Below are 26650 nucleotides of genomic sequence, written 5' to 3' on the forward strand. Positions count from 1 at the left end.
GGCTGGGGGCATGGTGCTCGATCTGACAGCGTCCTCCGTCGACCTGACCCGCGCGATCTGCGACATCCCGAGTGTCTCGGGTGACGAGAAGACCCTCGCGGATGCCATCGAGGAGGCGATCTCGGGCTACGACCACCTCGAGGTTCTCCGCCACGGCAACACGATCGTCGCCCGCACGAACCTGGGTCGCGAGCAGCGGGTCGCGATCGCCGGTCACATCGACACCGTGCCGATCAATGACAACGTGCCGACGAAGGACGTCGAGATCGACGGCGTCGCGTACCTCTGGGGCCGCGGAACCGTCGACATGAAGAGCGGCACCGCCGTGCAGCTGAAGCTCGCCGCCGAGCTGACCGAGCCCTCGGTCGACATCACCTGGATGTGGTACGACAACGAGGAGGTCGAGGCGTCGAAGAACGGCCTCGCGCTTCTCGCCGCAGTGCGCCCCGACCTCTTCCAGGCCGACTTCGCGATCCTCGGCGAGCCGTCGAACGGCGAGGTCGAGGGCGGATGCAACGGCACGATGCGCGCGATCGTCCGCACCACCGGCGTGCGAGCCCACGCCGCACGCGCGTGGATCGGCGAGAACGCGATCCATCGTGCGGCTCCGATCCTCGCGCGCCTCGCCGAGTACCGCGCCAGGGAGATCCCGGTCGACGGCCTGCTGTATCGCGAGAGCATGAGCGCGGTGCGCATCACGGGCGGAGTCGCGGGCAATGTGATCCCCGACGCGTGCGAGGTCGAGGTGAACTACCGGTTCGCGCCCAGCAAGTCGGCGGCCGATGCCGAGGCCCACATCCGCAACCTCCTCGCCGGTTTCGACGTCGAGATCACCGACGCCGCCGAGGGCGCCCGCCCGGGCCTCGACGCGCCCATCGCCCAGGAGTTCGTGGCAGCCGTCGGCGCCGAACCCCGCCCGAAGTACGGATGGACCGACGTCGCCCGCTTCTCGGCTCTCGGCATCCCTGCCGTCAACTACGGCCCCGGCGACCCTCACCTCGCGCACCACGACGAGGAGCGGGTGCCGCTCGCGCAGATCGATGCGGTCGAGCGAGGACTCCGCACGTGGCTCAGCTCGCGCTGACCGTCACCCGTCGCTGGGCGAGTGCTCCGCTCGCGCTGCGCATCGCGCTCGTGTATCTGACGGCGCGAGTCATCACCACCGTGTTGATGATCGCGGCCGCTCAGCAGTCGACCTCGCTGTCACGGTTCGGCGCCGAGCCCGGCCTCGCCGACTTCATCGTCGGATGGGACGCCCAGTGGTACTGGCTCGTCGCCGAAGAGGGGTACCCCGCCGATCTGCCTCTCACCGAGTCGGGTGAGGTCGCCGAGAACGCCTGGGCGTTCATGCCCGTGTTCGCCTTCGCAGCCAAGGCCGTCGGGTTCCTGTTCGGCTCCTGGGGGATGGGCGCCTTCCTGCTGTCCTTCGTGGCCGGATACTTCGCGTGTCTCGCGCTGCACCGCCTCCTTCGAGACCGCATCGGTCAGCAGGCGGCGATGTGGGCGGTCGTGTTCTTCGCCGCGGGTCCGATCGCCGCGATGTTCCAGGTCGGGTACGCGGAGACGCTCTTCCTTCTCCTGCTCTTCCTGGCACTGGATGCCACGGTGCGCCGCCGCTACGTGTGGTTGTATCTGCTGATCCCGGTCATGGCGTTCACGCGGCCCGGAATCCTGGCCTTCGCGCTCTATCTCGGCCTGCACGGCATTCTCCGATGGTGGCACCGGCGCGAGGACCCGCTGCGCCCGAGAGAGATCGCGCACATCATCGCCCTCGGCGCGCTCGCCACGGTGGCCGGATTCTCGTGGCAGGTGATCGCGGGAGTGGCGACGGGGGATCCGGGCGCCTATCTCGCGACAGAGCTCGCCTGGCGCAGGAACTGGCTCGTCGGCGGTGTGGAGGGGTTCATTCCGTTCGAAGGATGGATCCAGGCATCCCAGTTCTGGTTCGGACAGTGGGGGCTTCCCACGTCATGGGGGCCGATCGTGCTCGCCCTCCTCGTGGTCGGTGTCGGCGCCGCACTGATCTACCTGCCGCAGGTGAGGGCGCTCGGTCCGGATCTGCGGCTGTGGAGCGCGAGCTATCTGCTCTACCTGCTCGCGGTCTTCTTCCCGCAGTCGAGCACATTCCGGCTGTTGCTGCCCCTGAGTCCCGCCTGGGGAGCGCTCGCGGTGCCGCGTTCGCGGCTCTGGCGGATGGGCGTCCTGGCGGCCTGCGTGCTGGGCCAGTGGGTCTGGATCTACAACGTCTTCGCGCTCGGGAACACCTTCTGGCAGGTGCCGTGAATGTTAAGGCTTGATGCATTTCTTCATAGGCGACATCCAGGTTCGGGTAACACCCGATAAACTGATCGCATACCACCGGAGGAAAAGGAGCCCACGATGGCAGCGATGAAGCCGAGGACCGGAGACGGACCCATGGAGGCCGTGAAAGAAGGGCGACTCATCATCGTGCGCGTCCCGCTCGAAGGAGGCGGCCGTCTGGTCGTCTCCGTGAACGACGCAGAGGCGAAGGAGCTTCACGACGTGCTGGCAGCCGTCGTGGCTCCCGCCTGATCGAACTCGAATTCGCGCACGCGGATTCACGAAGAGGGCGACGGATCGATGATCCGTCGCCCTCTTTCTGTCGTGGTGGCCCGATCGCTCAGGACTCTCCGACGCTGATCAGCTGCAGCAGGCCCTCGCCGCTCGTCGAGACGGTGGCGAGCACCGCAGACGACTCCTGCGTCTCCTGGATGAGCGAGCGATAGGCCGACGTGACCTCGTCGCGCTGCACGGGGTCGGCGACCCGGCCTCCACCGAGAACTCGGGGGACGAGGACCATGCCGCCCGTGCGCACGAGCCGCAGCCCGTGCTCGACGTAGTCGATGACGTTCTCGGGGTCGGCGTCGACGAGAACGATGTCGTACGACGCCTCGTTCATACGCGGCAGCACGTCGGCGGCGCGGCCGGTGATGAAACGCGCCTTCGTCACCGGGACGCGCGCATCCGCGAACGCCTGACGAGCCGCGGCCAGATGCTCCGGCTCGTTGTCGATCGAGGTCAGGACGGCCTGCGGCGCTCCGCGCAGCAGCCAGAGCCCCGAGACGCCCGCTCCGGTGCCGATCTCGACGATCGACCTGGCGCCCGTCGCGGCAGCCAGCACGGCGATCTGCGAGCCGATGGCGGCGCTGATCGGCGAGGCGCCGAGTTCGACGGCGTGCGCGCGGGCGCGGGCGATCGGCGACGGCTCCACGATGGATTCGCGGATGAAACGTGCGTTCGCATCGTTCTCGCTCATTGCCTGGTTCTCCCGACTGAGATATGTGTTCTCCCAGGGTATGCGCTCGGTGCGCGGCGGGAGGGCAGGCGCGGCGGTAGCCTGGACAGATGCAGTTCGGGATCACCTTCGAGAAGCTGCTGCTCATAGGTCTGATCGCTGTGCTGCTCATCGGACCGGAGCGGCTGCCGCGCTACGCCGAGAGCGTAGCCAAGCTCGCTCGGCGTGCCGGGGAGTTCCTGAGGGACACGAAGTCGCGCGTCCGCGACGAGATGGGCCCCGAGATCGACGACGTCGACTGGCGCAAGCTCGACCCTCGCCAGTATGACCCTCGCCGGATCATCCGCGATGCTCTCTTCGAGGATGACCCCGCACCGGGGAAGGCTCGTGCAGAGACCGTCGTCGCCGAGCCGGCCGTGAAACCGGTGCACGCTCCGCGGGTGCGTCCGGAGTTCTCGCACTCGAGTCCTCCGCCGTACGATCCTGAGGCCACCTGACCTCCAGCGCAGACGCGTCGGCCGAGGTCAACCGATCCGAGCGCGCAACTGCGCGATGTCGGCGTCGGTCAGCAGGCTGCGGGGGATCGCTGTCATCGCGGACGCTCCGCGCAGCTTCAGCACCACCGCGTCCGAGCCCGCGCGCATGCTCTGGAAGGTGCGGTAGTCGATGTCGGACGAGCGCGTCCCCGCGCCGATGTGCAGGGCCGTCTCCCCGAGTCGCACCCAGACCACCGTGCCGGGCGGCGTGGCCGAGCGTACGGCACGTCGAGCGCCGACGATCGTCATCACCACGGCATAGACCATGAGCGCGATGCTCGCGACGGGCAGCAGTCCCGACAGTCCCGGGCTTCCTCCGGCCGCGCTCTGGTTCAGGATGCTGAGGGCGAGGGCGGCGGTCAGGGCGGCCCACATGATGATCGCTGTGGGGCGGGTGAGAGCGTAGACAGCGGCATCCCGCGCCATTCCTCGGAGCAGCCTCTCATCGACGGTGAGTGACATGAGTGCCCCTAGCTCAGGCTCATCGGGAGCGAACGGCCGACGAGACCTCGCCCCTGGCCTGCGAGGGTGCGGGCGAGCGCGCGGATCGCCGTCGCCGCGGCATCCGTGCTGTCACTCAGTACGATCGGCACGCCCTCGTCTCCACCGGTGCGCAGCGCCGGACTCAGAGGGATCGAGGCCAGCAGCGGAACGGGCTGCGTCTCGGACAGGGCAGCCGCCACCGCAGCTCCGCCGCCCGACCCGAACAGGTCGACGACAGTGCCGTCCGGCAGAGTGAACGCGCCCATGTTCTCGACGACGCCGATCACCCGTTGGCCGGTCTGGCGGGCGACGAGTCCGCTGCGGATCGCGACATCGGATGCCGCCGCCTGCGGCGTCGTGACCACGAGCACCTCGGCGTGTGGAAGCAGCTGACCGATCGAGATCGCGATGTCGCCGGTACCGGGGGGCATGTCGATCAGGAGGATGTCGAGGTCGCCGAAGAAGACGTCGGTGAGGAACTGCTGCACGGTGCGGTGCAGCATCGGACCCCGCCAGGCGACGACGGCCTCGCCGTCGCGGAGGAACATGCCGATCGAGATGGTCTTCACCCCGTGCGCCACGGGCGGCAGCATCAGATCGTCGATGCGAGTCGGCTGCGTCCCCGCGGGGATGCCGAGCAGGCCGGGGATCGAGAAGCCGTGCACGTCGGCGTCGACGAGACCGACGGCCAGTCCCTGATCGGCGAGGGCAGCCGCGAGATTCGCCGTCACGGTGGACTTGCCGACGCCGCCCTTGCCACTGGAGACCAGGATGACGCGGGTGAGCGAGTCAGGACCGAACGGCATCTGACGTGCGGGGCGTCCGTCACGGAGCTTCTCGGTGAGCGCCTTGCGCTCGGCGGGAGTCATGACGCCGACCGCGACCTCCACCTCGGTGATGCCGGGGGCGGAGGCCGCCGCGGCGCGGACGTCGGACTCGATACGTGCCGCCGCCGGGCATCCGACGATCGTGAGCACGATCGAGACGTGCGCGCGTCCGTCGTCGACGGAGATCTCCCTGACCATGTCGAGGTCGCCGATCGGTCGCCGGAGCTCGGGATCGGTGACCGCGGCGACGGCCGCTCTGACGGCGTCCGCAGCGGTCATGAGGAGGGGCGGCCGCCGGGGCGACGCTCGCCCGGCTCATCGTGCTCGCCGAGTTCGGCGAGCAGCGCCTTGAGCTCCTGGCGCAGCACGTCGCGGGTCACGACCTGATTGTTGCGCTCTTCGAGCGACATCCGCAGCGCGACGATCTCTCGGGCGAGGTACTCGGTGTCGGCCAGATTGCGTTCCGCGCGCTGACGGTCCTGTTCGATCTGCACGCGGTCGCGGTCGTCCTGTCGGTTCTGTGCGAGAAGGATCAGGGGAGCGGCGTACGACGCCTGCAGCGAGAGCATCAGGGTGAGGGCGGTGAACCCGAGTGCGGCGTCATCGAAGCGCAGGTCGTCGGGCAGCAGCGTGTTCCAGCAGATCCACAGCACGCAGAACAGGGTGAGGATCAGCAGGAACGCCGGAGTTCCCATCGCCCGGGCGACCCACTCGGTGAAACGGCCGAACCTGTCGCGCGAGGTCGACCGCTGGCGGGGCGTTCCGCGTCCGAGCGTCGTGCCGCGCCCGAGAGGAGCGTCGAGCTGGGGCGAGCGGGAGCGGGCCATCAGCGCACCTCCTTCGTGACCGTCGACTCGTCGCTGTCGTGCGTGCGCCAGTCATCGGGAAGCAGATAGTCGAGGACGTCGTCGATGCTGATCGCGCCGACCAGGCGGTGCGCGGTGTCGACCACAGGCAGCGACACCAGGTCGTAGCTCGCCAGCATCCGGGCGACCTCCGCGGCGGAGGCCGTGACGTGCACGGGCTCCAGGCTGTCGTCCATGATGGCGCCGAGTCGCTCATGGGGCGGATAGCGCAGCATCCGCTGGAAGTGCACCATCCCGAGCAGACGGCCGGTCGGGGTCTCGAACGGCGGCAGCGTCACGAAGACCGCCGCGGCGAGGGCCGGGTGCAGCTCGTGCCGACGGATCAGGGCGAGTGCCTCGGCCACCGTGGCATCGGCGGAGAGGATGATCGGCTCGGGTGTCATGAGACCGCCGGCCGTGTCGGGGCCGTAGCGCAGCAGCATCCTGACGTCTTCGGCCTCCTCCGGCTCCATCAGCTCGAGCAGCTGCTCGAGTCTGTTGGGAGGGAGCTGGGCGAGGAGGTCGGCCGCGTCGTCGGGCTCCATCTGGTCGAGGATGTCGGCGGCGCGCTCGTCACCGAGGCGATCGAGGATGTGCACCTGCTCGTCTTCGGGCATCTCCTCGAGGGCATCGGCGAGACGGTCGTCGGAGAGCTCTTCGGCGACCTCGATCATGCGCTGCTGCGGCAGATCGAGCAGGGTGTTCGCGAGGTCGGCGGCGTGCAGTTCGGAGTACGAGGCGACGAGCTGCTCCGCCGACTGCGACTCACCCGGCGAGTGCTGCTCCGTGACCTCGCTCCATGCGGCGAATGTGGTCGGGCCCTTGGCGAACGGCGACGCGCTGGTCTTCGGACGGCGCAGGAAGAGCTGGCTGACAGCCCATTCGCCGAGGCGGTTCGGTTCGATCGCGACGTCTTCGATCACGGCGGTACCGCTGCCGTCGACCAGACCCACCCGTCGACCGAGGAGCTCGGCCAGGACGCGGACCTCGCCGGCGCGTGGCGAGAATCGGCGCACGTTGATGAGGCCGGTGCTGATGACCTGACCCGCACGGATCGAGGTGACGCGTCCGATCGAGAGGAACACCTGGCGGCGGCCCGGGATCTCGACGACGAGGCCGATCACGCGCGGAGCCGCCGTACTTCGGTACACGATGACGACATCACGGACTTTGCCGAGCCGGTCGCCCACGGGGTCGAAGACGGCGCAGCCTGCAAGGCGCGCGGCGAATACCCGTTGTGTGCTCACTCATCCAGCGTAGTGCGCAGGGCCTGCGAGGGGCCTGCCGAGTGTGTCGCACCGGGGCCTCGGCGCGACACGCTCCCGGCCCCGCCACCGGTGGGCATGGAACAATGGCGGGATGAGCATGCTGAACCGTCCAGCTGACAGCCGCGATGAGGGCGAGATCGTCGCCTCCACCCGTGATTACGAGGGAGCGCAGAAGACGGTCTCGAAACTGATCGCCGAGGACGTGCCTGCGCGCGACATCGCGATCATCGGACAGAGCGTCCGCACCGTCGAGCGCATCACCGGACGCCTCGGTTACGCCGCTGCCGCTCGCTCGGGTGCCGTCAACGGCGTGCTCATCGGGCTCTTCCTCTCCGCGATCCTCGTGATCGGCAACCCTGAGGTGCCGATCCAGCTCTTCGTCGGTTTCGTGTTCATCGGAGTCGCGCTCGGCATGCTGCTGAGCCTCGTCACGTATGCGATCGTGCGTCGTCGTCGCGATTTCGCGAGCATCACGCAGTTCGCGGCCGATCACTACGAGGTCCGCGTGCAGGCGGGATCCCTCGCGAAGGCGCGTCTGGCGCTCGGTGCCGCGAAGCCGACACCGGTCCGCGCACCGGTGAACCTCGATGAGCCGCCGCGGTACGGTGAGCGCATCACCCCCGGGGGCCACACGGCACCCACCCCTCCCGCCACGCCCGTCGAGCCGACGCCCGGCCCCGAACAGGTACCCGGCTCCGAGCCGACACCGCCCCTGGGCGGCGGCCAGACCCCGCCCGAGGAACCTGCGATCCCGCCGCGCCCGGCGGATCCGAGCACGCCGCCCGCTGATGCCCCGGATGCCGGTGCCGCCGGTGTTCCGCCGAAGTCGGCGGAGCCCGCCTGATGACCGAACCGCAGCGCGAGCCGTTCGACCCCATCGATCCGTCCGCACCGGCGCAGCCGCCGATGCCGCCGGCCGCACCGCCGTACGTGTCGGTGCCGCCTGCTCCGCCGGCGCCCGGGGCGGTGCCTCCCTCGGCCGTGGCACCCGTCTACTCCGATGCTCCGGTTCCGGGGCATGCCGCGCCGCATCAGAGTCCGGGACAGGCGCCCGCGTATCAGCAGCCGCCCGGTTACTCGCAGCAGGCCCCCGGGTACCCGCCGCAGCAGCCGCCCGCTTACCCGCAGCAGGCGCCCATGTACTCGCAGGCACCTCCGTACCCGCAGGCACCCGGCCACGGGTATCCGACGCCGCAGAACGGATACCCTGCGCCCGGCCACCCCGTCGGGGCGTACCCGGCTGCCGTCCCGCCGCGCGGCCTGCTCCCGTGGGCGCTCGGCCTTCTGATCCTCATCCCGTTCCCGTTCGTCGGGGGACTCGCGTCGGGGATCGCGATGGCGGTCAGTGGCGGAGCCTCCCGTCGCTTCGGGGGAGTCGCCCGGGAGAACGCGCGTGCCGCGCTGAACTGGGGGCTCACCTACCTCCTGGTCTCCACGGTGCTCCTGGTGTCGCACTTCGTGGTGCTGGCCAGTCTGACCCCCGGTTCTCCGTCGACGGGTTTCTATCCGATCGGCATCCCGATCACGATCTACTTCGCCCTGTCGGTGTTCCACCTTGGGCTCGTCATCATGGGCATGGTCCGCACATCGGGCGGCAAGCTCATGCGAGTCCCGTTCGCGATCCCGTACCTGCGCGCCTGATGTCAGAGATCTCCGTCGAGCTGCCCACCGGGGCGACGACGGTCTCTGCCGACTGGACCGCCGGGACCACCGGCAGGACGATCGTCATCGCGCACGGCGCGGGCACAGGCAAGGACCACCCGTTCCTCACGGGGTTCGCCGATGCGCTCGGTGCACTCGGCTTCTCGACGCTGCGATTCAACTTCCCCTACGTCGAGCAGGGGCGCAGGATGCCGGGGCCGGCGACGCACGCGATCGCGACCTGGAACGCGGCGGTGGCCTTCGCTCGCGAACAGGATCCGGAGGCTGCCGTCTGGGCGTCCGGCAAGTCCTACGGCGGACGGATGGCCTCCATGGCCGTGTCCGACGGTCTTGTCGTCGACGGCCTCGCCTACCTCGGCTATCCGCTGCACGCTCCGGGCAAGCCCGAGAAGCCACGCGCGGAGCACCTGCCGGCGATCACCGTGCCGCAGCTCTTCGTCGAGGGCACGAACGATCCGTTCATCCAACCCGTGACGCAGTTCGACGACGTCGTCGCCACCTGTCAGGACGCCCGTGTCGTCTGGATCGAGGGCGGTGGCCACACGTTCGAGGTGAAGGGGCGCAAGCGCCCGGCATCCGACATCGGCGCGTCGCTCGCACCTTTCGTCGCAGACTTCGCCCGGCCCTGACAGCATGGCAGGGTGACCCTCGAACGAATCGCCCTGATCTCCGATGTTCACGGCAACCTGACCGCCCTCGAGGCGGTGCTCGCCGACATCGGGCGCCGGGGGATCACCCGCATCGTCAACCTCGGCGACACCGCGGGCAAGGGTCCGCGAGGCGAGGATGCGGTGCGGCGCTGCCGTGCGGTGTGCGAGGTGAACGTCCGTGGCAACTGGGACGACTTCCTTCCCACGATCCCCGACGACGGGCCGGCCGAGATGCTCTGGTGGCGCGACGAGCTGTCGCCGTCGAGCAGGGAGTGGCTCGCGGCGCTTCCCCTCAGTGTCGATCTGATGCTCAGCGGTCGTCGGATCCGGCTGTTCCACGCGTCGGCGCAGAGCCCGCACGTCCGAGTGCACTTCCACCACACGCCCGAGCAGTTCTCCGCGATGTTCGAGGCGACCGAGATGACCGGAGACGGCCCGCTGCCCGACGTCGTGGGATACGCCGACATCCACGATGCCTACATCGAATCGAATGACGGGCGCACGCTGTTCAACATCGGCAGCGTCGGGAACCCGCTCGACACGCCCGTGCCGTCGTACGTGATCCTCGAGGGCGGTGAATCGGCCGACGATCCGTTCGGCATCCAGTTCGTCCGCGTGCCGTACGACGTCGAGGCCGAGATCGCTGTCGCCGAGTCGCTCGAGATGCCGACCACCGACGTCTGGTCGATCGAGCTCCGCACCGCCGTCTACCGAGGACGGCAGTCGTGAAGGGGCTCCACCACGTCGAGATCTGGGTGGCCGATCTCGACGAGGCCGTGGACAGCTGGGGCTGGCTGCTCGCGCGACTGGGTCTCAAGCTCACCGGAGAGTGGGCGGACGGTCGCACATGGGAGGCGGGGAGCGCGTACGTGACGCTCACGACCTCGCCGAATCTGTCAGCCACCGCACACGATCGGCGTCGCGCCGGCGTCAACCATCTCGCGTTCTGGGGTGGGACGCGCGCCGAGGTCGATTCCCTGCTGGCGGACGCGGACGCGCACGGATGGCATCCGCTCTACCAGGAGCGGTATCCGCACGCCGGTGGACCGGACCACTACGCCGGTTGGGTGCAGAACGCGCAGGGGTTCAAGGTCGAGATCGTCGCGGAGCAGCCTGCATAGGCGTCAGCCGAGCCATGAGAGCTCAGGGTCTTCGAGCAGCCGCCGCATCGTGGAGAGACCGAGGTCGCTCATCGCGGGGTTCGACTCCTCGTAGTACCAGCCCAGTCCCATCGCCTGCTGCAGGGCCCAGGCCGCACCCCGCATCCACTCGACGTCGTTGGAGCCCAGCCGGTCACGGATGATACGGCGACGTGGTGCGTCGAACAGGTGCCAGGCCGCGACGAGGTCGAGCGCACGATCCGCGGGGCCGAAGCCGCCACCGTCGAGGACCCCCGCCAGGCGATCGTCCGAGACCAGGATGTTGAACGGCGTGAGGTCACGGTGGCTCATGAGGTCGGGGGCGGACGAGGGGAGCCCCCGCAGGGCATTCCAGAGGCGACGGACTCGAGGAGCATCGAGCAGGTGGCCGCTCCTGTCGATGCAGAGCTCGACCCACTCGTCGTGGTCGGCGAGGACGCCGCCGCGACCGTGGCCGTCGAACGCACGCCCGCGGACATCCGTGGCGCGGAGAGACGCGATCACCTCACCGACGTCGGACGCCAAGAAACCGGATGCCGCGTGGCCGTCGTGGCTCGCGGTCACGCCCGGCACCCAGGTCTGCACCGACCACGCCGACGGATACTCGGACGTCGACGGGCCGACGCCGACAGGGCGGGGCGATGCCACTGGGCACACCGCGGCGAACTCCGTCATCGCGGCGGCTTCGCTGTGCAGCGCCGCTTCGGTCTCCCCGGTGAGCGGGAACCGCGCCGCCAGATCGTCGCCGATGCGGAAGACGGTGTTCACCGTCCCCGCCGTGCGGACGCGCCGCACCGGCATGAGGGCGAGCTCCGGGAACCGCCGGGCGATCAGTCGCGCAGCGGTCTCATCGGTGAGCTCGAGCTCGCCCTCATGCATGCAGCGAGGTCAGCCCTGCACTCGTGCGATCCAGGCTTCGACCTCGTCGGCGGTGCGGGGGATCTCCGCCGACAGGTTGACCGGGCCGTCCTCCGTCATCAGGATGTCGTCCTCGATGCGCACACCGATACCGCGGTACTCGGCGGGGACGGTGAGGTCGTCGATCTGGAAGTACAGTCCGGGCTCGATCGTGAAGACCATGCCCGGGGCGAGGATGCCGTCGTAGTACATCTCGCGACGGGCCTGAGCGCAGTCGTGGACGTCGATGCCGAGGTGGTGCGAGGTGCCGTGCACCATGTAGCGGCGGTGCTGTCCGCCGGCATCCGCGTCGAGGGCCTCCTGGGCGGTCACGGGGAGCAGGCCCCACTCGGCGACCCGGGCGGCGATCACACGCATGGCCGCCTCGTGCACCTCGCGGAAGCGCACGCCGACGCGGGCGGCGGCGAAAGCGGCATCCGCTGCCTCGCGGACGGTCTCGTAGACGCGGCGCTGGACCTCGGTGAAGGTTCCGGAGACCGGCAGAGTGCGGGTGATGTCGGCGGTGTAGAGGCTGTCAGCCTCGACACCCGCATCCACGAGGATCAGGTCGCCGGGGACGACCGTGCCGTCGTTGCGGGTCCAGTGCAGGTAGCAGGCATGGGGGCCGGAGGCGGCGATCGTGTCGTAGCCCTCGCCGTTGCCGTCCTCGCGGGCGCGTCGGTGGAAGACACCCTCGACGACCCGCTCGCCACGGGCGTGCGCGATCGCCTCGGGGAGTGAGCGGATCACGTCGTCGAAGCCCTGCGCGGTGATGTCGACCGCACGGCGCATCTCGGCGATCTCGAACTCGTCCTTGACCAGGCGCAGCTCCGAGACGAAACGAGTCAGGTCGTCGTCCTCCTCGAGCACGAGCTCACCCTCGACCGCCGCGAAGCGGTCGAGGTGCTCGGTCGCGACGGCGAGGTCGGCTGCCACACCGGCGAGCGACGGGCGAGGACCGATCCAGAACTCACCGACGGTGGCATCCGCGTAGAACTCGGTCGTCGTGCGGTCGGCCCGCTCGCGGAAGTACAGCGTGACGTCGTGTCCGCCGTCGGTCGGTTCGAACACCAGGATCGAGTCGGGCTCGGAGTCCGCGGCCCATCCGGTGAGGTGCGCGAACGCGGAGTGTGCGCGGTAGGGGTAGTCGGTGTCATTGCTGCGCTGCTTGAGCGAGCCCGCGGGGATGACGAGGCGCTTGCCCGGGAAGGCCGCCGACACGGCAGAGCGACGGACGGCGGCGAACGCGGCCTGCGCACGCGGCGCCGGGATGGACTCGGGGCGTTCGGCCCAGCCGGTCGAGATCGTGTCGAGGAATCCACGGGGGAAGGGCTGCTTCCGGTTCGTGGTGGTCGTCTCGGCGGGGGCCTCGGTGCTGGGCTCGGCGATCGTGTCGCGTTCTGCGGTGCTCATCCCACCAGTCTGTCACCTGCGGGTCGGCTGCGTGATGTCAGCCCGCGGGCTCGAGCTGCACCACGAGGCCCCGGTGATCGCTCCCGCCGGCATCGTCGATCACGACGGATCCCGTGGCAGTCCAGCTGGGCGATGCCATGACGTGGTCGATCGGCGTGCTGAGCAGAGCGGGGAGCGAGCTCGGCCAGGTGCCGCTGTAGCCGTTGCCCGATCGACTCGCCGCGTCACGGCAGTACCCCATGTCGCCCCCCTCGACTCCGAGACCGGCCATGTGGTCGATCGTCGCGTTGAAGTCGCCCGCGAGGATGAAGTTGCCCTCAGGGCACTGATCGGCGATCCAGCGCAGATCGCTCTGCCACTGCGCCATGTCCTCCATGCGCGGGGCGACGGCGTGCACAGCGACGATGGTGGGTCCGTCACCGCTCACCGGCATGATCACGGCGCTCGGCACCGATCCGGTGTTGCTGGTGCCATCCTCAGACGACTCGATCACCGCGTACTCGCCGAGATCGGGGGAGACGAGGACGGTCGTGTGCCAGGACTTCGGTCCGTCGACGACGTCGGGTTTGAACTGCACGTGGTGCACCCACATCGGATGCCCCTGTTCACGCAGCAGCACCGCGATCTGCTCGCCGACCTCCTCGGTCGTCTCGGGCAGCGCGACGATGTCGGCGCCCTGGTCGAGGATCTGGCCGGCGATCTCGTCTGCCGAGACCTCATCACCGGCTGTGTTCCAGGTGAGCACGCGGATGCTCGAGTCCGTCGCCGCGGGCAGCGTGTCCGATCCGAACCCGCGCTGGAATCCGATGACGCCGGTGGCACCTGCTCCGAGCAGCGCGACGATCAGGACCGACGCGGCGAATCCTCGCAGCGGCTTGGCGAGGAGAAGGAGCAGCGCGAGTACCGCCACCACGAGGAAGGCGGCCAGCACGGCGCCGCGTGCAGCGACGACCTGCGCGAACGGGTAGGTCTGCTCGAGATGGAAGAACTGCGGCCACACCACGACAGCCGTCGCGATCGCGAACAGCACCGTGATGAGGATCCCCAGTAGTCGAAACATCCCATCCAGCCTAGAAGGCGTCTCTGTGAAGTCCCTGCCTCGACGGGCCGCGCCTCCGGCGCCCGCCGGCGTCGGTACGCTCAGAGGATGGCCACCGCTCGTTCACCTCGCTTCGCCGGTCCCACCGACCTGCACATGCACTCCAACCAGTCCGACGGCACGGAGTCTCCTGCAGAGGTCGTGCGTCAGGCGCAGAGGTTCGGGGTGCGCACCATGGCGCTGACCGATCACGATCGGACGACCGGATGGGACGAAGCGGCGGCGACCACAGCCGAGCTCGGAATGACGTTCATCCCCGGCATGGAGCTCTCGGCCAAGCATGAGTGGCGCAGCGTGCACGTGCTCGGCTACCTCTTCGACCCGCTCGACACGGCACTCAGGGCTGAGACCGACCGCATCCGCGGTGATCGGATCGGACGGGCGGAGCGGATCGTCCGCAGCATCGGACGCGACTACGACCTCAGTTGGGACGACGTCATCGCCCAGACGACCCTGGACGCGACCGTCGGGCGCCCGCACATCGCGGATGCGCTGGTCGCCCGAGGGATCGTCAGAGATCGCACCGAGGCCTTCGACGGCATCCTGCACCCGCGCGAGGGATACTACGAGCCCCACTACGCCCCCGACCCGCTCACAGCCGTTCGTCTCATCACGGATGCCGGGGGAGTGGCGATCATCGCGCACCCTGTCACGGTCGGACGCGACCGGATGATGCCGGTGCCGTTCATCGAGAGGCTGATCGCTGCGGGCCTCGGCGGATTCGAGATCGACCATCGCGAGAACACCGAGTCAGGCAAGAGGACGCTGCGCGCGATCGTCGCGAAGCACGATCTGATCGTTACCGGCTCGAGCGACTACCACGGCACGGGCAAGCCCAACCTGCCGGGGGAGAACACGACGTCCGACGAGATGGTGGCCAGACTCGTCGAGCGGGCCACGGGTACCGCACCGCGCTACGCCTGATCGCGAGACGGCGGGTCTGCGGGCTCATGACAGAGGGGCGGATGCCGTGTGGCATCCGCCCCTCTGTCGTCGATCGGATCGAGGTCTGTCAGGCTCCGACGACCGGGGCGGCTCCCGCGCCACCCGAGCCGCCGCGGCGGCGACGGCGACGGCGTGCCGGTGCGGGCTTGCCGTCGTGGTGCTCCTTGCCCGAGCCGTCGTGCGTGCCTGCGCCCTCGGCGCTGCGGTCACCGGACGGAGCGGACTGCGAATCGCCGGACGCCGAGTCCGTCGCACCCTCTGCGAACGTCGAACCCACCGGGTTCGAGCCTCCACGGCGGCGACGCCGACGACGGGTGCCGCCCTCGTCGGTCCCCTCGGCGGCGGCATCCGCTGCGCGCTCCGGACGAGGCGCGCGCTCGGTCTTCACCGACTGCGTCTTCGGTGCCGAGACGAGGCGGCCCTTGGTGCCGGCGGGGATATCGAGGTCCTCGAACAGGTGCGGGCTCGACGAGTAGGTCTCGACGGGCTCGGGCTGTCCGAACTCGAGGGCGCGGTTGATGAGAGCCCACTTGTGCAGGTCCTCCCAGTCGACGAACGTCACGGCGATGCCGGTCTTGCCCGCGCGACCCGTGCGGCCGGCGCGGTGCAGGTACGTCTTGTCCTCGTCGGGGATGGTGTGGTTGATCACGTGCGTGACGTCGTCGACGTCGATGCCTCGGGCGGCGACGTCGGTCGCGACGAGCACATCGCGCTTGCCCGCCTTGAACGCGGCCATGGAGCGCTCGCGCTGATCCTGTCCCATGTCGCCGTGGACCCCACCGACGTTGAATCCGCGGTCGCCGAGCTCGTCGACGAGGCGCTGCGCAGCACGCTTGGTGCGGGTGAAGATCACGGTCTTGCCGCGGCCCTCTGCCTGCAGGATGCGCGCGATGATCTCGTCCTTGTCGAGCGAGTGGGCGCGGTAGACGAGGTGCTTGATGTTGGCCTGCGTGAGGCCCTCATCGGGGTCGCTCGCACGGATGTGGATCGGGTTCGACATGAACCGGCGCGCCAGAGCGACGATCGGGCCGGGCATGGTCGCCGAGAAGAGCTGCGTGTGCCGCACGGCGGGCACCTTCTGGAAGATCTTCTCGATGTCGGCGAGGAAGCCGAGGTCGAGCATCTTGTCGGCCTCGTCGAGCACGACCTCGGTCGCGTTCGAGAGGTCGAGCAGACGCTGGCCCGCGAGGTCGATGAGACGACCGGGCGTGCCGACGACGATCTGCGCTCCCGCCTTGAGCTGGTCGATCTGACCCTCGTAGGCCTTGCCGCCGTAGATCGCGACGACGCTGGTCGAGCGGTTGCTCGTCAGCAGATCGATGTCTTCGTACACCTGCACCGCGAGTTCGCGCGTGGGGACGACGATCAGCGCCTTGACGCCGTGCTCCGGGTTCAGGCCCAGGCGCTGCACGACGGGGATGCCGAAGCCGAAGGTCTTACCGGTTCCGGTCTTGGCCTGGCCGATGATGTCCTGGCCGGGAAGGCCGAGGGGGATGGTCTGCTCCTGGATCGGGAAGGCGTCGACGATGCCCTTGGAGGCCAGTGCGTCGACGATGTCCTGATCGATTCCGAGATCAGCGAAGGTTGTCAATGTTCAGATGCCTGTCCGGCGACCTGCGAGGATCGCCATGTTTCACGGATCCACGCCGTCTCATGTGCCACAGGCGCGGGCCCCGCTCCGACGGCGGGGACAGCACAAGCCTACCCGAGGGGGTGGTGGCGCCCGGAAGAGACGCGTCGCCCGAGTATTGTGAACCCCGTGGTGAACTGGTTCTGGAAGCGTAGGACGCCCCGGCGCACACTGACGTTGCGCAGCCGTGGTGATCAGGGCGCGTCGACGCGCGTCGACTTCGCCGAGCTCGCTCCGGAACTCAACAGATTCCTCGGCCAGGCGGCTTACCTGCAGCTCGGGTACTTCGAGACGCTCACGCGCCTGATCCGGGCGACTCCCGAGCTGTCCGAGAAGGAGTCGTTGTCGCGCGCGGCCGGCGCAGCGTTGACGAAGCACAGGGCGATCGTCGATCTGATCGCGGAGCGCGGTGACGATCCCACGCAGCTCATGCTGCCGTTCCGGGAGAACCTCGACGCCTTCCGTCGCAAGACGATCGGTGCACGCCCGCGCGAGACGCTGCTGGCCGTCTACATCACGGCCGGAATGCTCGACGACTTCTACTTCGCGCTCGCGTCGAGCTACGGCGAGACCGGCGAACGCGTCGCGGAGATCCTCAGTGAGGACGACGCCCGCCATGAGATCGTCGCGATCATCCAGGAGACGATCGACGGCGACGGGGAATGGCGTTCGCTGCTCTCGATGTGGGCACGGCGCCTGGTCGGCGACACGATCCTGGTGTGCCGGTCGGCTCTGCGCCAGCCCGAGCTCGCCGCGATGAGTGAAGACCGCGTCGAGCTCGTCTACACCGAGCTCATGGGTGCCCACGCGCGTCGCATGGATGCGATGGGGCTGGCCTCCTAGCCGGAGACCGTCCTCGCCCGCAGCCGTTCGAGGCGCCGCGTCAGGCGCCAGGCGATCACGGCCGGGATGGCTCCGATCACGCCGAACGAGATGTCGATCAGCTGCCAGCCGAGCGGGATGCCTCGGATGCTGCCGGCGATCAGCGCGAGCGGAACGATCCCGATGCAGGCGATGACCCCGAACTGGATCACCCAGATGTTCCGCACCGGATCGACCAGCGGTCCGATGAACACGACGGCGATGACGAGGTGCGCGAAGGCGAGCCAGTCCGTGCCGTAGGCGATGAACGGGTACCGGGCGTCGACGTCGGTCAGAGCATCCGCCACACGATCCACCCAGCCGACGGCATCAGGGAACCAGGCGGCGAACGGCGGGTCGTGCAGGACGCTCGACGCGAAGCCGAGCTCGAGCCGCAGCGGAAATGCAGTGACACCGCTCAGTACAAGGCCGAGCATGAGCACGCCGATGCTGATACGGATCCACCGCAGCGTGCGACGCTCGTCCACGAGTGATCAGATGCCGAGTGCGACCTTGGCCGCGGCATCCGACCGCCGACGCCAAGCGACGATCGCGATCGTCAGCGCTGCGGCCACCACGACCGAGCCGAGGACGCTGGCGAGCCACAGCCAGATGCTGTCTTCACCCACGCCCAGCCACTGCAGGCCGGTGTAGACGGCAGCGGCCACAGCCGTCGCGATGGCGGGCGTCAGTGCGACTCCGCGCAGTTCTCGGCCATCGATCATGAAGTGGGCGGCGATGCCGAGCACGCACGCCCCGATGAGTGCGAGAAGGATGTACATCGTCGTGTCAGGCGAAGAAGCCGACGCGACGTGACTCCTCGGTCCCCAGCTCGATGTAGGCGAGGTTCGCGGTGGGAACGAGGTACGAGTTGCCCTTCACGTCGGCGAAGCTCAGGTGGGAGGTGTTCTGCTCGAGAGCGGTCGAGACCTGGGTGCGGACCTCGTCCGCGCTCGATGCGGTCTCGAAGCTGAGCTCGCGGCCGGTGTTGATGATGCCGATGCGGATTTCCACGCGTACTCCTGTTTTCCAGTCGACGATGCTGTGGTCGAGTCGACCACGGGGGTCGACGACTGCGCCCAACTCTACCGGGCGGCGGCGCGTCGGGATCGGCCGACGGCCCTGTTTCGCCGTGAGCGCACAGCGACGGGAGGCCGGCGCGGACGGGGATGTCCGCAGGCCGCAGTAGCGTGGAGAGCATGACAGAGGATGCCGCGCAGAGAGCCGTGATCGGCGCTGACGCGACGGCATCCGGTGTCATCATCGGCGCCCCGGGAACGGGGAAGACCCGCACCCTCACCGAACGAGTCGTGCATCTGCTCGATACCGAGGGGCTGCGTCCTGAAGAGCTTCTCGTGCTCACACCGAGCCGCGGCGCGGCGACAGCGCTACGAGACCGGATCGGCGTGCGCATCGGGCAGGCCACGCCCGGTCCGCTGGCGAGGTCGCTCGGATCCTTCGCGTTCCAGGTCGTACGCGGAGCCATGGTGCGCGCCGGGTCCGAGCCGCCGGCGCTGCTCACCGGAGCCGATCAGGACCGGCTGATCGCCGAACTCCTCGCCGGCGATGTCGAAGACGAGCGCATCGTCTGGCCCGAGGCGCTGAGCCCCTCGGTCCGCGCCTCCAAAGGGTTCCGATCCGAACTCAGAGCGTTCCTCGCAGAGTGCGTCGAGCTCGGCGCACAGCCGGACGAACTGCGTGCAGCCGGCGACCCGGCATGGTCCGCGACTGCCGACTTCCTCGTCGAGTACCGTGCTGTGCTCGACCAGGCGCGCGCCTCGCATCGCGACGCCGCCGATCTGCTCGCCGAGGCATCCGCGATCCTGCAGACGGCGGATGCGGCGGCCCTCGGTCCGCTGGCCGCCCTCGACGTGGTCCTGATCGACGACGCCCAGGAGCTGACCAGAGGTGGCGTCGCCGTGGTGCGGGCGCTGCGGTCGAGAGGCGTCGCGGTGCACGCGTTCGGCGATCCCGACATCTCCTCGGGCGCGTTCCGCGGTGCGAGCCCCGAGCTGTTCGCGCAGCTCGCAGCCGAGCTGGGGGAGGTGCACGTGCTCGACGAGCCGCATCGCCAGGCCCGCGCCCTCACCGCGCTGACCCGCACGGTCACCCAGGCGATCGGCGTGTCCGGTCGTGTCGAGCACCGACGTGCACCGGTGCCCGTCGAGGCGGACGAGCTCGGCGCACCTGCGGTGGTCGGCACATTCATCGCGCCGTCTCCGCACGAGGAGCTGGATCGCATCGCCGGAGTCATGCGCGAGTGGCATCTCACCCGCGACATCCCCTGGGACCGCCTGGCCGTCATCGCCCACGACACCCGCCAGGTGACCCAGCTCGAGGCGGAGCTCGCGGCGCGTGAGATACCGACCAGAGCCGCGGGCGTGCAGCGCCCCCTCGGCACCGAGCCGATCGTGCGCGACATCGTCGGCATCGTGCGCCTCGCGCTCACCGCGCCGGAGGCCCGCACTCCTCAGGAATGGGAGGAAGCGCTCCGCACGCCCTTCGGGGGAATGGACGCGATCGGCCTGAGGAGACTCCGCGCCCGACTGCGCCACATCGAGCTCGCGAACGGCGGTTCGACCCCGGCACGGGAGCTGCTCCGGCAGGCGCTGACGTCTCCCGACCACTTCACGTTGATCGACGCGCAGGAATCCCGCACCGCCGCTCGCTTCGCGCACGCGGTCGCCGAGGTGGCCGACGCGGCCGAGGCAGGCGAGACGATCCACGACCTGCTGTGGCGCGTGTGGGATCAGGCGCGAGCCGTCGACGGACGCAAGCTGCAGGTCGCGTGGCGCGAGATGTCGCAGCAGTCCAGCGGCGCGGAGACGGCCAGGGCGCTCGATGCTCTCGTGTCGCTGTTCGCCGCGGCGAAGCGGTTCGTCGAGCGCACGCCGAACGAGAAGCCCGACGTCTTCGTGAGAGACATCCTCGACAGCGAGGTCCCTGAAGACTCCCTGTCGAGTCCGGATCGACCGGGGAGGGTCACGCTCCTCACGCCTGCGACCGCACTCGGAGCCGAGTTCGACGCCGTCGTGGTGGCGGGTGTGCAGGACGGGATCTGGCCCAACGTGCGCCTGCGCGGCGGGATGCTGCAGACCTGGCGTCTTGCGGATGCCCTGCTCGCATCCCGTACCGGGACTGATGAGCAGAGCCCGGATGTGCTCGATCGACGCCGGGCCGCACTTCACGACGAACTGCGCCTCTTCGTGCGAGCGATCTCGCGGGCGCGGAGAAGACTCCTCATCACGGCGGTCGATGACGACGACATGACCCCGAGTCCGTTCTTCGCCTTTCTGCCGGTGCCCGACCCTCCCGACATGCATGCATCGGCGGAGCATCCGCTCACCCTGCGCGGGCTCGTCGCCCGCCACCGCCGTGTGCTCACCACCTCGACCTCTGTGCCTGCGCGAGAGCACGCCGCCGCGCAGCTGGCCGTGCTCGCGCGCGAGGGCGTTCCCGGAGCCGATCCCTCCGACTGGTACGGAGTGACGGCGCCGACCACCGATGCACCTCTGCACGACCTCACCGTCGAGGCCGCCCGGGTATCGCCCTCGCGCATGGAGTCCTTCGAGGAGTGCGAGCTGAACTGGGCCGTGTCGGCGCTGGGTGGCGACACCGTCATGCCCCCGTCGGCGGGGATAGGAACGATCATCCACGAGGCGATGGAACAGGTGCCGGACGGCGAGCTCGACCGACTCCGCGCCGTGCTCGTCGAGCACTGGCCCGAGCTCGACTTCGAGACGGCCTGGATCGGGCGGAAGGAGCGCCGTCGCGCCGAGCTCTACATCGATCGACTCCACAGCTACCTCGCCGACGTGGCGACGGAGGGCGGCCGCGTGATCGCCGGTGAGGTCGAGTTCCGCTTCGCCGTCGAGATCCCCGCGGACGACGGGGGAGTGCCGGCGGTGCGCGCAACGCTCGACGAGTCGGAAGCGCACCCGCAGCAGGCGATCATCCACGGGTTCATCGACAGGGTCGAGGCTTACACGGCGGGCGGCGGGGAGCATGCCAAGGCGCGAGGGCAGAAATGGACGAGCATGGCGGATCCTGAGAGAGAGCGCGTCGTCGTCGTCGATCTGAAGACCGGCAAGTACGAGCCGGAGAGCGAGCAGAAGGTCGCCGATCACGCGCAGCTCGCCGCCTACCAGGTGGCGGTCCAGGAGGGTCTGATCGACGGAGCCGATCCGGCGGCGCTCGCGGGGGCGAGGCTGGTCCTCGTGGCGAAGACCCTGGCGAACAGCGATTTCCGGGTCGCTCACCAACACACGCTCGCGGGCGACGAGAGGGTGCGGTTCCTCTCACGGGTCGCGGATGCCGCTCGCGGCATGTCCGCGTCGAGCTTCACCGCCCACGTCGAGGCGCACTGCGCCGACACGCAGTGGCGGGTCCAGCCGTGCCGCATCCACACGGTCGCGGCGGTGAGCGCGTGAGCGCGTGGGCAGGAGCGGGCAACGGGGTGTCCGCACTCGACATCGCCACGGCACTGGGCCTCCCGGCGCCCACCGAGGCGCAGCAGCGAGTCATCGAAGCGCCTCCTTCTCCGGCGCTCGTGGTCGCCGGGGCCGGGAGCGGCAAGACCGAGACGATGTCCGGCCGCGTGGTCTGGCTCGTCGCCAACGGACATGTGCGGCGCGATGAGATCCTCGGGCTCACCTTCACCCGCAAGGCCGCGGGCGAGCTCGCCGAGCGCATCGGAACCCGTCTCGCACTCATCGACGAGTACGGCCGGCGGGGACTGCTGCCTCACCTGTCCGAGATCGTGGCGACGGGCATGCTCGACCGGGTCTCGAGGGCAGCGCCGGGCCGCCAGCAGGAGCTCGTGCGCTCCCAGGTGCTCGATGACCTCGCCTCTCGCTTCGGCACCGGGGCGGGAACGACGCCGCCCGCGGTCGAGGACCTGCTGATCCGACCCAAGGTCTCGACCTACAACGCGTTCGCCGACGGCATCGTGCGCGAGCACGCGGCACGCATCGGCCGCGAATCCGACGTGGCGATGCTGAGTCAGGCAGCGGCATGGATGCTCGCTCGTGACATCGTGCTTCGCTCCGACCTGCCCGAACTGGAGGAGATCGAGCGGTCGGTGGCAGGTGTCGTCGACGCCGTCCAGCGGCTCGCCGGCGATTCGCTCGACCATCGCGCAGATCTCGCGCGCGCGGACCGGATCGCACTCCGCCAGGCCGACGCGTTCGAACCGTACCGGAGCAACTCCGACGTCGCGACGGCGGAGGCCAATCTCCGGGCGCTTCCCGCGCTGTCGGAACTCGTCAGGGAGTACATCGCAGAGAAGGAGCGACGCGGTGTCCTCGACTTCGCCGACCAGGTCAGCGGTGCGTACGACATCGTCGAGTCCTCGTCCGACGTGCGCGACGAACTGCGGCTGCAGCACCGTGTGGTGCTCCTGGACGAGTATCAGGACACGTCGGTGATCCAGACGCAGTTCCTCGCGCGGCTGTTCCGAGACTCCGCCGTGATGGCTGTCGGCGACCCGCACCAGTCGATCTACGGATGGCGCGGCGCCAGCGCCGACAACCTACATGCGTTCGGTCGCACCTTCGCCGAGAAGGCGAGCGTCGCCCACTACAGCCTGATGACGAGCTGGCGCAACGACCGGAGCATCCTCGATGTCGCGAATCGCGTGCTCGGTCCGCTGCGCAGACCGGGATTGGACGTGCCGCCTCTCGAAGCCCGCCCGGGCGCGGGCGCCGGGGCCGTCGACGTGCGCTTCCCGCTCACGGTCGATGACGAGGCGCACGAGGTCGCCGAGTGGTTCGCCGCTCGTCGCGCCGCCCACGGCGACGGCGCCAAGCCCCACACCGGGGCCGTGCTCTTCCGCTCCAAGCGCCACATGCAGACGTTCGCGGCGGCCCTGGCGGCGCGAGGGATCCCGCACCGCATCCTCGGACTCGGTGGTCTCCTGTCGACGCCCGAGGTGGTCGACGTCGTCTCCACGCTGCGCGTGCTGCACGATCCGACGGCGGGCTCTGCGCTGATCCGGCTCCTGGTGGGCCCTCGATTCGCCGTCGGGGTCGCCGACATGGCGGCGCTGCAGGGTCTCGCTGCCGAGCTCTCTCGTCGCGACAGCGGGTTGCTGCCCCTCGACGATGAGCTTCGCCAGCGTGTCCGTGCGTCGCGGGGTGCCGATGAGGCGTTGTCGATCATCGATGCCGTCGACGTGCTCCGAGGGCTCAGCGACGACTATCGCCTGCTCGCGGGGATCACGCCCGAGGGCAGATCTCGCATTCGCGCGGCGGGAGAGATGCTCGAGCGACTTCGTCGTGCGTCGTCTCTGCCGCTCCCCGATCTGCTGCGCCTCATCGAGTTGGAACTGCGCCTCGACATCGAGCTCGCCGCGAACGAGACCCGCGGTCCCGCGCGGATCGCGTCGACGCAGCTGCGCGCCTTCACCGACGAGGTGCGCACGTTCCTCGCCGCCGATGAACGCGGCACGATCTCGAGCCTGCTCGCGTGGCTCGACAAGGCCGAGACCACCGACGAGCTGGTTCCTCGTCCCGAACCGCCCGAGCCCGGAGTCGTGCAGCTGCTGACGATCCACGGCTCCAAAGGTCTCGAATGGGATGCCGTCGCGGTCGTGCGAATGGTCGAGGGCGAGCTGCCGTCGCGACCGACGGACACGGCCGGCTGGTTCGGATTCGGCGTGTTGCCGTTCGCACTGCGTGGAGACAGCGCGGCGTTGCCGACGTTCAGCTGGATCCCGCCGTCGGAGGAGGAGCTCGACCCCGCGAAGCGGCTGAAGGCGGGAATCGCCTCGCTCACCAGCAGGAGCAAGACCACGCCCGGCGCGCTCACCGTGTTCAAGGACTCCTACCGGGCCTACCAGCAGGAGGAGGAGAGACGGCTCGCGTACGTCGCCGTCACCCGCGCGCGCACGGACCTGCTGCTGACAGGTGCCCACTGGGCCGGTCAGAAGCAGCCAAAGGCTCCGAGTCCGTTCCTGATCGAAGCGATCGAGGCCCTCGGGCTCAAAGCGATCGACGAGATCGACCCCGACGAGAACCCCTATGACGGCCCCGGAGCGACCATGACGTGGCCCCTCGACCCGCTCGGGGCTCGCCGACCATCCGTCGAGGCTGCAGCATCGGCCGTCCGCGAGGCGGCCGAGACCGAACCTGTGGCATCTCCCGAGCTGACGCGTCTTCTCGCCGAGCGCGCCGCACGCGCGCGTGGCACCGATGCGCCACCGCCGACCCGCGTCCCCGCCTCGCGTTTCAAGGACTACGTCACCGACTTCGGCGGCACGCTCTCGTCCATCGTGCGGCCGATGCCCGAACGTCCCTATCGACAGACACGTCTGGGCACCCTGTTCCACGCGTGGGTCGAGCGACGCAGCGAGATCGTCGGCGTCGGGCATCGGGTCGACGAGGGGCTGTGGGAGATCGACGAGGAGGATTCCGCGTTCGACGTCGATCACGGGGCTGAGGTGTCACCTGTCGACGCGGCGGAACTCGCCGGCCTGCAGCAGATCTTCGAACGCAGCGAGTGGGGTGCGCGGAAACCCATCGCCGTCGAGATCGAGATCGACTTCGCCCTCGGGGGAGCCGACCGCTCGGGCGACGCTCACATCGTGATCTGCAAGCTCGACGCCGTCTATCGACGAGAAGACCGAGGCGGACGCATCGAGATCGTCGATTGGAAGACCGGCAAGGCCCCGCGCACGCCGCAGGAGCGTGAAGAGCGCATGCTGCAGCTCGCCCTCTACCGTCTCGCCTACCATCGACGATTCGGAGTGCCGCTCGACGAGATCGACGTCGCGCTGTACTACGTCGCTGACGACCTCATCATCCGCGGCGACCGGGTCTACACCGAGTCGGAGCTCTTCCAGCGCTGGAGCGCGGCCCGCGCCGCCCGCTGAGCCTCGTCCTCCGGCGAACCGTCGCCGTCAGGGTCGCCATCGCCTGCGTGGGTGTGAGCACCGGCCGACATCTCGTCGGTCGAGCGCCCCTGCGGCGTGTGGTCGTCGGACGTCGATGACCGCACGGCCGAGAGATCCTCCGTCTCGAGGCCGCCCACCTGAAGGCGTCGCGCGGCTTCCGCTGCACCGTCGGTGAGGTCGCCGGTGGCATCGTCATCGGCCTCATCGTCACGCCACAGCTCGTTCGGGTTGTACGCGTCGGTCTGCATCGACGTGTCGGCACCCGTCGATGCGCTCGCGGGAACGCGATCGAGCGCATCGAGGGCGGAGTCGACGCCGTCGTTGCGGGAGGAGATCACTCCGAGCGCGTCCTCGTGCAATCCCTCGGCGAGGGCTTCGAGCAGGGCCGACGCATCATCGACGATGTCGGTGCGGCGCAGCGAGTCTCCGTGCACCAGCCAGCGGGCGAACTCGAGCTCGGCGAGCAGCCGTGCCCGCACCTCGAGCGCGGGGTCGGGAACACGGTCGGAAGAGCGCGCGTAGGCGGCGTGCACGTCGTCTGCGGCATCCGGGGCTGCAGAGAGCCACGACAGGTCGACGGCCGGGTCGCCGACGGCCAGTGAATGCCACCCGATGAGGCCGGTCACCTCGGGCCCGCGTTCGGGGTCGTCGTGGAAGAGGAAGGAGGTCGACTGCACTCCGCCGAGCACGACGGTGGATTCGAACCGCCACAGCTCGTCATCGGCGACGGCTTCGCGCCACCGCACCGTGAGTCGAGCGGGTACACGCCCGGTCGACGCGGCGGCATCGACGAGACGGGCCAGTTCGTCGCGACTCTCCTGCGCGGAGCGCGTGGTCAGCCCGGCACCGCGCACCACCGAGGTGGGGAGAGCGTGCACGGCCGCGATCGCGGTTCCCATCGACTCGGCGGCGCCGCGCCCGGCGGGAACCATCGCCGCCTCGATCTGGAAACCCGGAAGCAGCTCGGTCACGAGGGCGCGGGCATCGGCGAGACGGGTCTCGCCGATGTACTCGGGCGCCTTGAACGGGAGCATCGCTCGTGCGCCGGCCGTCAGAGCACGCAGCGCGAGGGCTTCGCCGGCGAGCTCACGGGCGGACTCGTCGTCGTCGGCGACGCGGATCGCGAGCTCGCGTCCGTCTGCGAGCGTGGCCACCGCGGAGTCGAAGCGTCCGTCGCCGTCCGCGCTGAGTGTGCGGGCTCCGGTCACCTCCGCGCCGGGCAGTGCGGCAGTCACCGCCGCGGCTAGA

General features: G+C 69.4%; 26 protein-coding genes. 13 read left to right on the forward strand and 13 right to left on the reverse strand.

From position 1 onward, the window contains the following. The first annotated feature begins 10 nt into the window (after positions 1 to 10). From dapE to ACTJKH_RS15430, 3 genes are all read left to right on the forward strand, one after another. Positions 11 to 1084 (forward strand): succinyl-diaminopimelate desuccinylase, encoded by a 1074-nt coding sequence (gene dapE / locus ACTJKH_RS15420; protein ID WP_440737628.1) that lies wholly within the window; start codon positions 11 to 13, stop codon positions 1082 to 1084. Beyond that, positions 1066 to 2283: a hypothetical protein gene (locus ACTJKH_RS15425; protein ID WP_440737629.1), complete on the forward strand. Its 1218-nt coding sequence runs from the start codon at positions 1066 to 1068 to the stop codon at positions 2281 to 2283. Before dapE ends, ACTJKH_RS15425 begins: the two co-directional genes overlap by 19 nt. A 96-nt stretch (positions 2284 to 2379) precedes the next feature. After that, positions 2380 to 2553 carry a DUF3117 domain-containing protein gene (locus ACTJKH_RS15430; RefSeq protein ID WP_017203323.1) on the forward strand — a complete coding sequence of 58 codons (174 nt, stop codon included), beginning with the start codon at positions 2380 to 2382 and terminating at the stop codon, positions 2551 to 2553. A gap of 88 nt (positions 2554 to 2641) precedes the next feature. Here the strand turns inward: ACTJKH_RS15430 and ACTJKH_RS15435 are convergent, their stop codons facing one another. Next, complete coding sequence (locus ACTJKH_RS15435) at positions 2642 to 3277, reverse strand: O-methyltransferase (protein WP_210097484.1); 636 nt, start codon at positions 3275 to 3277, stop codon at positions 2642 to 2644. Between the two features lie 89 nt (positions 3278 to 3366). Between ACTJKH_RS15435 and ACTJKH_RS15440 the strand changes: the two genes are divergently transcribed. Next, a complete protein-coding gene (locus ACTJKH_RS15440) occupies positions 3367 to 3753 on the forward strand; it encodes a twin-arginine translocase TatA/TatE family subunit (protein ID WP_210097485.1) in 387 nt (128 codons plus the stop codon). Between the two features lie 27 nt (positions 3754 to 3780). On the opposite strand, the gene ACTJKH_RS15445 is transcribed toward ACTJKH_RS15440, so the two are convergent. From ACTJKH_RS15445 to ACTJKH_RS15460, 4 genes are read right to left on the reverse strand one after another with little or no spacing between them, the layout of a single operon-like run. Next, positions 3781 to 4254, reverse strand: a complete 474-nt coding sequence (locus tag ACTJKH_RS15445; RefSeq protein WP_440737630.1) for a YcxB family protein — start codon at positions 4252 to 4254, stop codon at positions 3781 to 3783. A gap of 8 nt (positions 4255 to 4262) precedes the next feature. Continuing rightward, positions 4263 to 5381, reverse strand: coding sequence for an Mrp/NBP35 family ATP-binding protein (locus ACTJKH_RS15450; protein ID WP_440737631.1), 1119 nt, complete (start codon positions 5379 to 5381; stop codon positions 4263 to 4265). Beyond that, the gene (locus ACTJKH_RS15455; RefSeq protein WP_440737632.1) at positions 5378 to 5929 is read right to left on the reverse strand and encodes a DUF1003 domain-containing protein; all 552 of its coding nucleotides are present in this window, start codon (positions 5927 to 5929) and stop codon (positions 5378 to 5380) included. The genes ACTJKH_RS15450 and ACTJKH_RS15455 overlap by 4 nt, the downstream gene beginning before the upstream one ends. Then, on the reverse strand, positions 5929 to 7194 hold the full coding sequence (locus ACTJKH_RS15460) for a magnesium transporter MgtE N-terminal domain-containing protein (protein WP_210097489.1): 1266 nt from the start codon (positions 7192 to 7194) through the stop codon (positions 5929 to 5931). The genes ACTJKH_RS15455 and ACTJKH_RS15460 overlap by 1 nt, the downstream gene beginning before the upstream one ends. 112 nt (positions 7195 to 7306) lie before the next feature. Here ACTJKH_RS15460 and ACTJKH_RS15465 point away from each other — a divergent pair, with 112 nt between their 5' ends. From ACTJKH_RS15465 to ACTJKH_RS15485, 5 genes are read left to right on the forward strand one after another with little or no spacing between them, the layout of a single operon-like run. Beyond that, positions 7307 to 8059, forward strand: coding sequence for a general stress protein (locus tag ACTJKH_RS15465; RefSeq protein WP_440737633.1), 753 nt, complete (start codon positions 7307 to 7309; stop codon positions 8057 to 8059). Continuing rightward, positions 8059 to 8856, forward strand: a complete 798-nt coding sequence (locus ACTJKH_RS15470) for a DUF4870 domain-containing protein (RefSeq protein ID WP_440737634.1) — start codon at positions 8059 to 8061, stop codon at positions 8854 to 8856. The genes ACTJKH_RS15465 and ACTJKH_RS15470 overlap by 1 nt, the downstream gene beginning before the upstream one ends. Further along, complete coding sequence (locus tag ACTJKH_RS15475; RefSeq protein WP_440737635.1) at positions 8856 to 9506, forward strand: alpha/beta hydrolase family protein; 651 nt, start codon at positions 8856 to 8858, stop codon at positions 9504 to 9506. Before ACTJKH_RS15470 ends, ACTJKH_RS15475 begins: the two co-directional genes overlap by 1 nt. Positions 9507 to 9518: 12 nt before the next feature. Next, positions 9519 to 10256, forward strand: a complete 738-nt coding sequence (locus ACTJKH_RS15480) for a metallophosphoesterase family protein (RefSeq protein ID WP_440737636.1) — start codon at positions 9519 to 9521, stop codon at positions 10254 to 10256. Continuing rightward, positions 10253 to 10648, forward strand: coding sequence for a VOC family protein (locus ACTJKH_RS15485; RefSeq protein ID WP_440737637.1), 396 nt, complete (start codon positions 10253 to 10255; stop codon positions 10646 to 10648). The genes ACTJKH_RS15480 and ACTJKH_RS15485 overlap by 4 nt, the downstream gene beginning before the upstream one ends. Before the next feature lie 3 nt (positions 10649 to 10651). Here ACTJKH_RS15485 and ACTJKH_RS15490 read toward each other — a convergent pair whose 3' ends face one another. From ACTJKH_RS15490 to ACTJKH_RS15500, 3 genes are read right to left on the reverse strand one after another with little or no spacing between them, the layout of a single operon-like run. Beyond that, entirely contained in the window at positions 10652 to 11545 is an 894-nt protein-coding gene (locus ACTJKH_RS15490) for an aminoglycoside phosphotransferase family protein (protein WP_440737638.1), read from the reverse strand. Between the two features lie 9 nt (positions 11546 to 11554). After that, positions 11555 to 12976, reverse strand: coding sequence for an aminopeptidase P family protein (locus ACTJKH_RS15495; RefSeq protein WP_440737639.1), 1422 nt, complete (start codon positions 12974 to 12976; stop codon positions 11555 to 11557). A 37-nt stretch (positions 12977 to 13013) separates the two neighbouring features. Further along, complete coding sequence (locus tag ACTJKH_RS15500; RefSeq protein WP_210097496.1) at positions 13014 to 14036, reverse strand: endonuclease/exonuclease/phosphatase family protein; 1023 nt, start codon at positions 14034 to 14036, stop codon at positions 13014 to 13016. Between the two features lie 87 nt (positions 14037 to 14123). Between ACTJKH_RS15500 and ACTJKH_RS15505 the strand changes: the two genes are divergently transcribed. Beyond that, positions 14124 to 14999, forward strand: coding sequence for a PHP domain-containing protein (locus ACTJKH_RS15505; RefSeq protein ID WP_440737640.1), 876 nt, complete (start codon positions 14124 to 14126; stop codon positions 14997 to 14999). An 88-nt stretch (positions 15000 to 15087) separates the two neighbouring features. Here ACTJKH_RS15505 and ACTJKH_RS15510 read toward each other — a convergent pair whose 3' ends face one another. Further along, on the reverse strand, positions 15088 to 16611 hold the full coding sequence (locus ACTJKH_RS15510; RefSeq protein WP_440737641.1) for a DEAD/DEAH box helicase: 1524 nt from the start codon (positions 16609 to 16611) through the stop codon (positions 15088 to 15090). A 168-nt stretch (positions 16612 to 16779) separates the two neighbouring features. On the opposite strand from ACTJKH_RS15510, the gene ACTJKH_RS15515 reads away from it, so the two are divergent. Beyond that, positions 16780 to 17493, forward strand: coding sequence for a ferritin-like fold-containing protein (locus ACTJKH_RS15515; protein WP_210097499.1), 714 nt, complete (start codon positions 16780 to 16782; stop codon positions 17491 to 17493). Here ACTJKH_RS15515 and ACTJKH_RS15520 read toward each other — a convergent pair. Genes ACTJKH_RS15520 through ACTJKH_RS15530 form a run of 3 tightly spaced genes read right to left on the reverse strand, consistent with a single transcriptional unit; the run spans position 17490 to position 18525 of the window. Continuing rightward, a complete protein-coding gene (locus tag ACTJKH_RS15520) occupies positions 17490 to 17999 on the reverse strand; it encodes a hypothetical protein (protein ID WP_440737642.1) in 510 nt (169 codons plus the stop codon). The genes ACTJKH_RS15515 and ACTJKH_RS15520 overlap by 4 nt on opposite strands. Positions 18000 to 18005: 6 nt before the next feature. Further along, entirely contained in the window at positions 18006 to 18293 is a 288-nt protein-coding gene (locus tag ACTJKH_RS15525) for a hypothetical protein (protein ID WP_259159844.1), read from the reverse strand. 7 nt (positions 18294 to 18300) lie between these two features. Then, positions 18301 to 18525: a DUF3107 domain-containing protein gene (locus tag ACTJKH_RS15530; protein WP_210097501.1), complete on the reverse strand. Its 225-nt coding sequence runs from the start codon at positions 18523 to 18525 to the stop codon at positions 18301 to 18303. A 185-nt stretch (positions 18526 to 18710) separates the two neighbouring features. Here ACTJKH_RS15530 and ACTJKH_RS15535 point away from each other — a divergent pair, with 185 nt between their 5' ends. Together ACTJKH_RS15535 and ACTJKH_RS15540 are read left to right on the forward strand one after the other, a co-directional pair. Beyond that, entirely contained in the window at positions 18711 to 21941 is a 3231-nt protein-coding gene (locus tag ACTJKH_RS15535; RefSeq protein ID WP_440737643.1) for an ATP-dependent helicase, read from the forward strand. Continuing rightward, positions 21938 to 25381 carry a UvrD-helicase domain-containing protein gene (locus ACTJKH_RS15540; protein WP_440737644.1) on the forward strand — a complete coding sequence of 1148 codons (3444 nt, stop codon included), beginning with the start codon at positions 21938 to 21940 and terminating at the stop codon, positions 25379 to 25381. The genes ACTJKH_RS15535 and ACTJKH_RS15540 overlap by 4 nt, the downstream gene beginning before the upstream one ends. Here the strand turns inward: ACTJKH_RS15540 and ACTJKH_RS15545 are convergent. Next, on the reverse strand, positions 25327 to 26637 hold the full coding sequence (locus ACTJKH_RS15545; protein ID WP_440737645.1) for a phosphotransferase: 1311 nt from the start codon (positions 26635 to 26637) through the stop codon (positions 25327 to 25329). The two genes, ACTJKH_RS15540 and ACTJKH_RS15545, sit on opposite strands and share 55 nt — an antisense overlap. Between the last annotated feature and the right edge of the window lie 13 nt (positions 26638 to 26650).

It is taken from the genome of Microbacterium sp. 22215 (genome assembly GCF_052045655.1).
GTDB classification, from domain to species: domain Bacteria; phylum Actinomycetota; class Actinomycetes; order Actinomycetales; family Microbacteriaceae; genus Microbacterium; species Microbacterium phyllosphaerae.

Excerpts from the sequence above, each read along its gene's own strand:
- dapE (WP_440737628.1), top strand. The coding sequence starts at position 11 with ATGGTGCTCGATCTGACAGCGTCCTCCGTCGACCTGACCCGCGCGATC.
- ACTJKH_RS15430 (WP_017203323.1), top strand. The coding sequence starts at position 2,380 with ATGGCAGCGATGAAGCCGAGGACCGGAGACGGACCCATGGAGGCCGTG.
- ACTJKH_RS15435 (WP_210097484.1), bottom strand. The coding sequence starts at position 3,277 with ATGAGCGAGAACGATGCGAACGCACGTTTCATCCGCGAATCCATCGTG.
- ACTJKH_RS15440 (WP_210097485.1), top strand. The coding sequence starts at position 3,367 with ATGCAGTTCGGGATCACCTTCGAGAAGCTGCTGCTCATAGGTCTGATC.
- ACTJKH_RS15445 (WP_440737630.1), bottom strand. The coding sequence starts at position 4,254 with ATGTCACTCACCGTCGATGAGAGGCTGCTCCGAGGAATGGCGCGGGAT.
- ACTJKH_RS15450 (WP_440737631.1), bottom strand. The coding sequence starts at position 5,381 with ATGACCGCTGCGGACGCCGTCAGAGCGGCCGTCGCCGCGGTCACCGAT.
- ACTJKH_RS15455 (WP_440737632.1), bottom strand. The coding sequence starts at position 5,929 with ATGGCCCGCTCCCGCTCGCCCCAGCTCGACGCTCCTCTCGGGCGCGGC.
- ACTJKH_RS15465 (WP_440737633.1), top strand. The coding sequence starts at position 7,307 with ATGAGCATGCTGAACCGTCCAGCTGACAGCCGCGATGAGGGCGAGATC.
- ACTJKH_RS15470 (WP_440737634.1), top strand. The coding sequence starts at position 8,059 with ATGACCGAACCGCAGCGCGAGCCGTTCGACCCCATCGATCCGTCCGCA.
- ACTJKH_RS15475 (WP_440737635.1), top strand. The coding sequence starts at position 8,856 with ATGTCAGAGATCTCCGTCGAGCTGCCCACCGGGGCGACGACGGTCTCT.
- ACTJKH_RS15490 (WP_440737638.1), bottom strand. The coding sequence starts at position 11,545 with ATGCATGAGGGCGAGCTCGAGCTCACCGATGAGACCGCTGCGCGACTG.
- ACTJKH_RS15495 (WP_440737639.1), bottom strand. The coding sequence starts at position 12,976 with ATGAGCACCGCAGAACGCGACACGATCGCCGAGCCCAGCACCGAGGCC.
- ACTJKH_RS15500 (WP_210097496.1), bottom strand. The coding sequence starts at position 14,036 with ATGTTTCGACTACTGGGGATCCTCATCACGGTGCTGTTCGCGATCGCG.
- ACTJKH_RS15505 (WP_440737640.1), top strand. The coding sequence starts at position 14,124 with ATGGCCACCGCTCGTTCACCTCGCTTCGCCGGTCCCACCGACCTGCAC.
- ACTJKH_RS15525 (WP_259159844.1), bottom strand. The coding sequence starts at position 18,293 with ATGTACATCCTTCTCGCACTCATCGGGGCGTGCGTGCTCGGCATCGCC.
- ACTJKH_RS15535 (WP_440737643.1), top strand. The coding sequence starts at position 18,711 with ATGACAGAGGATGCCGCGCAGAGAGCCGTGATCGGCGCTGACGCGACG.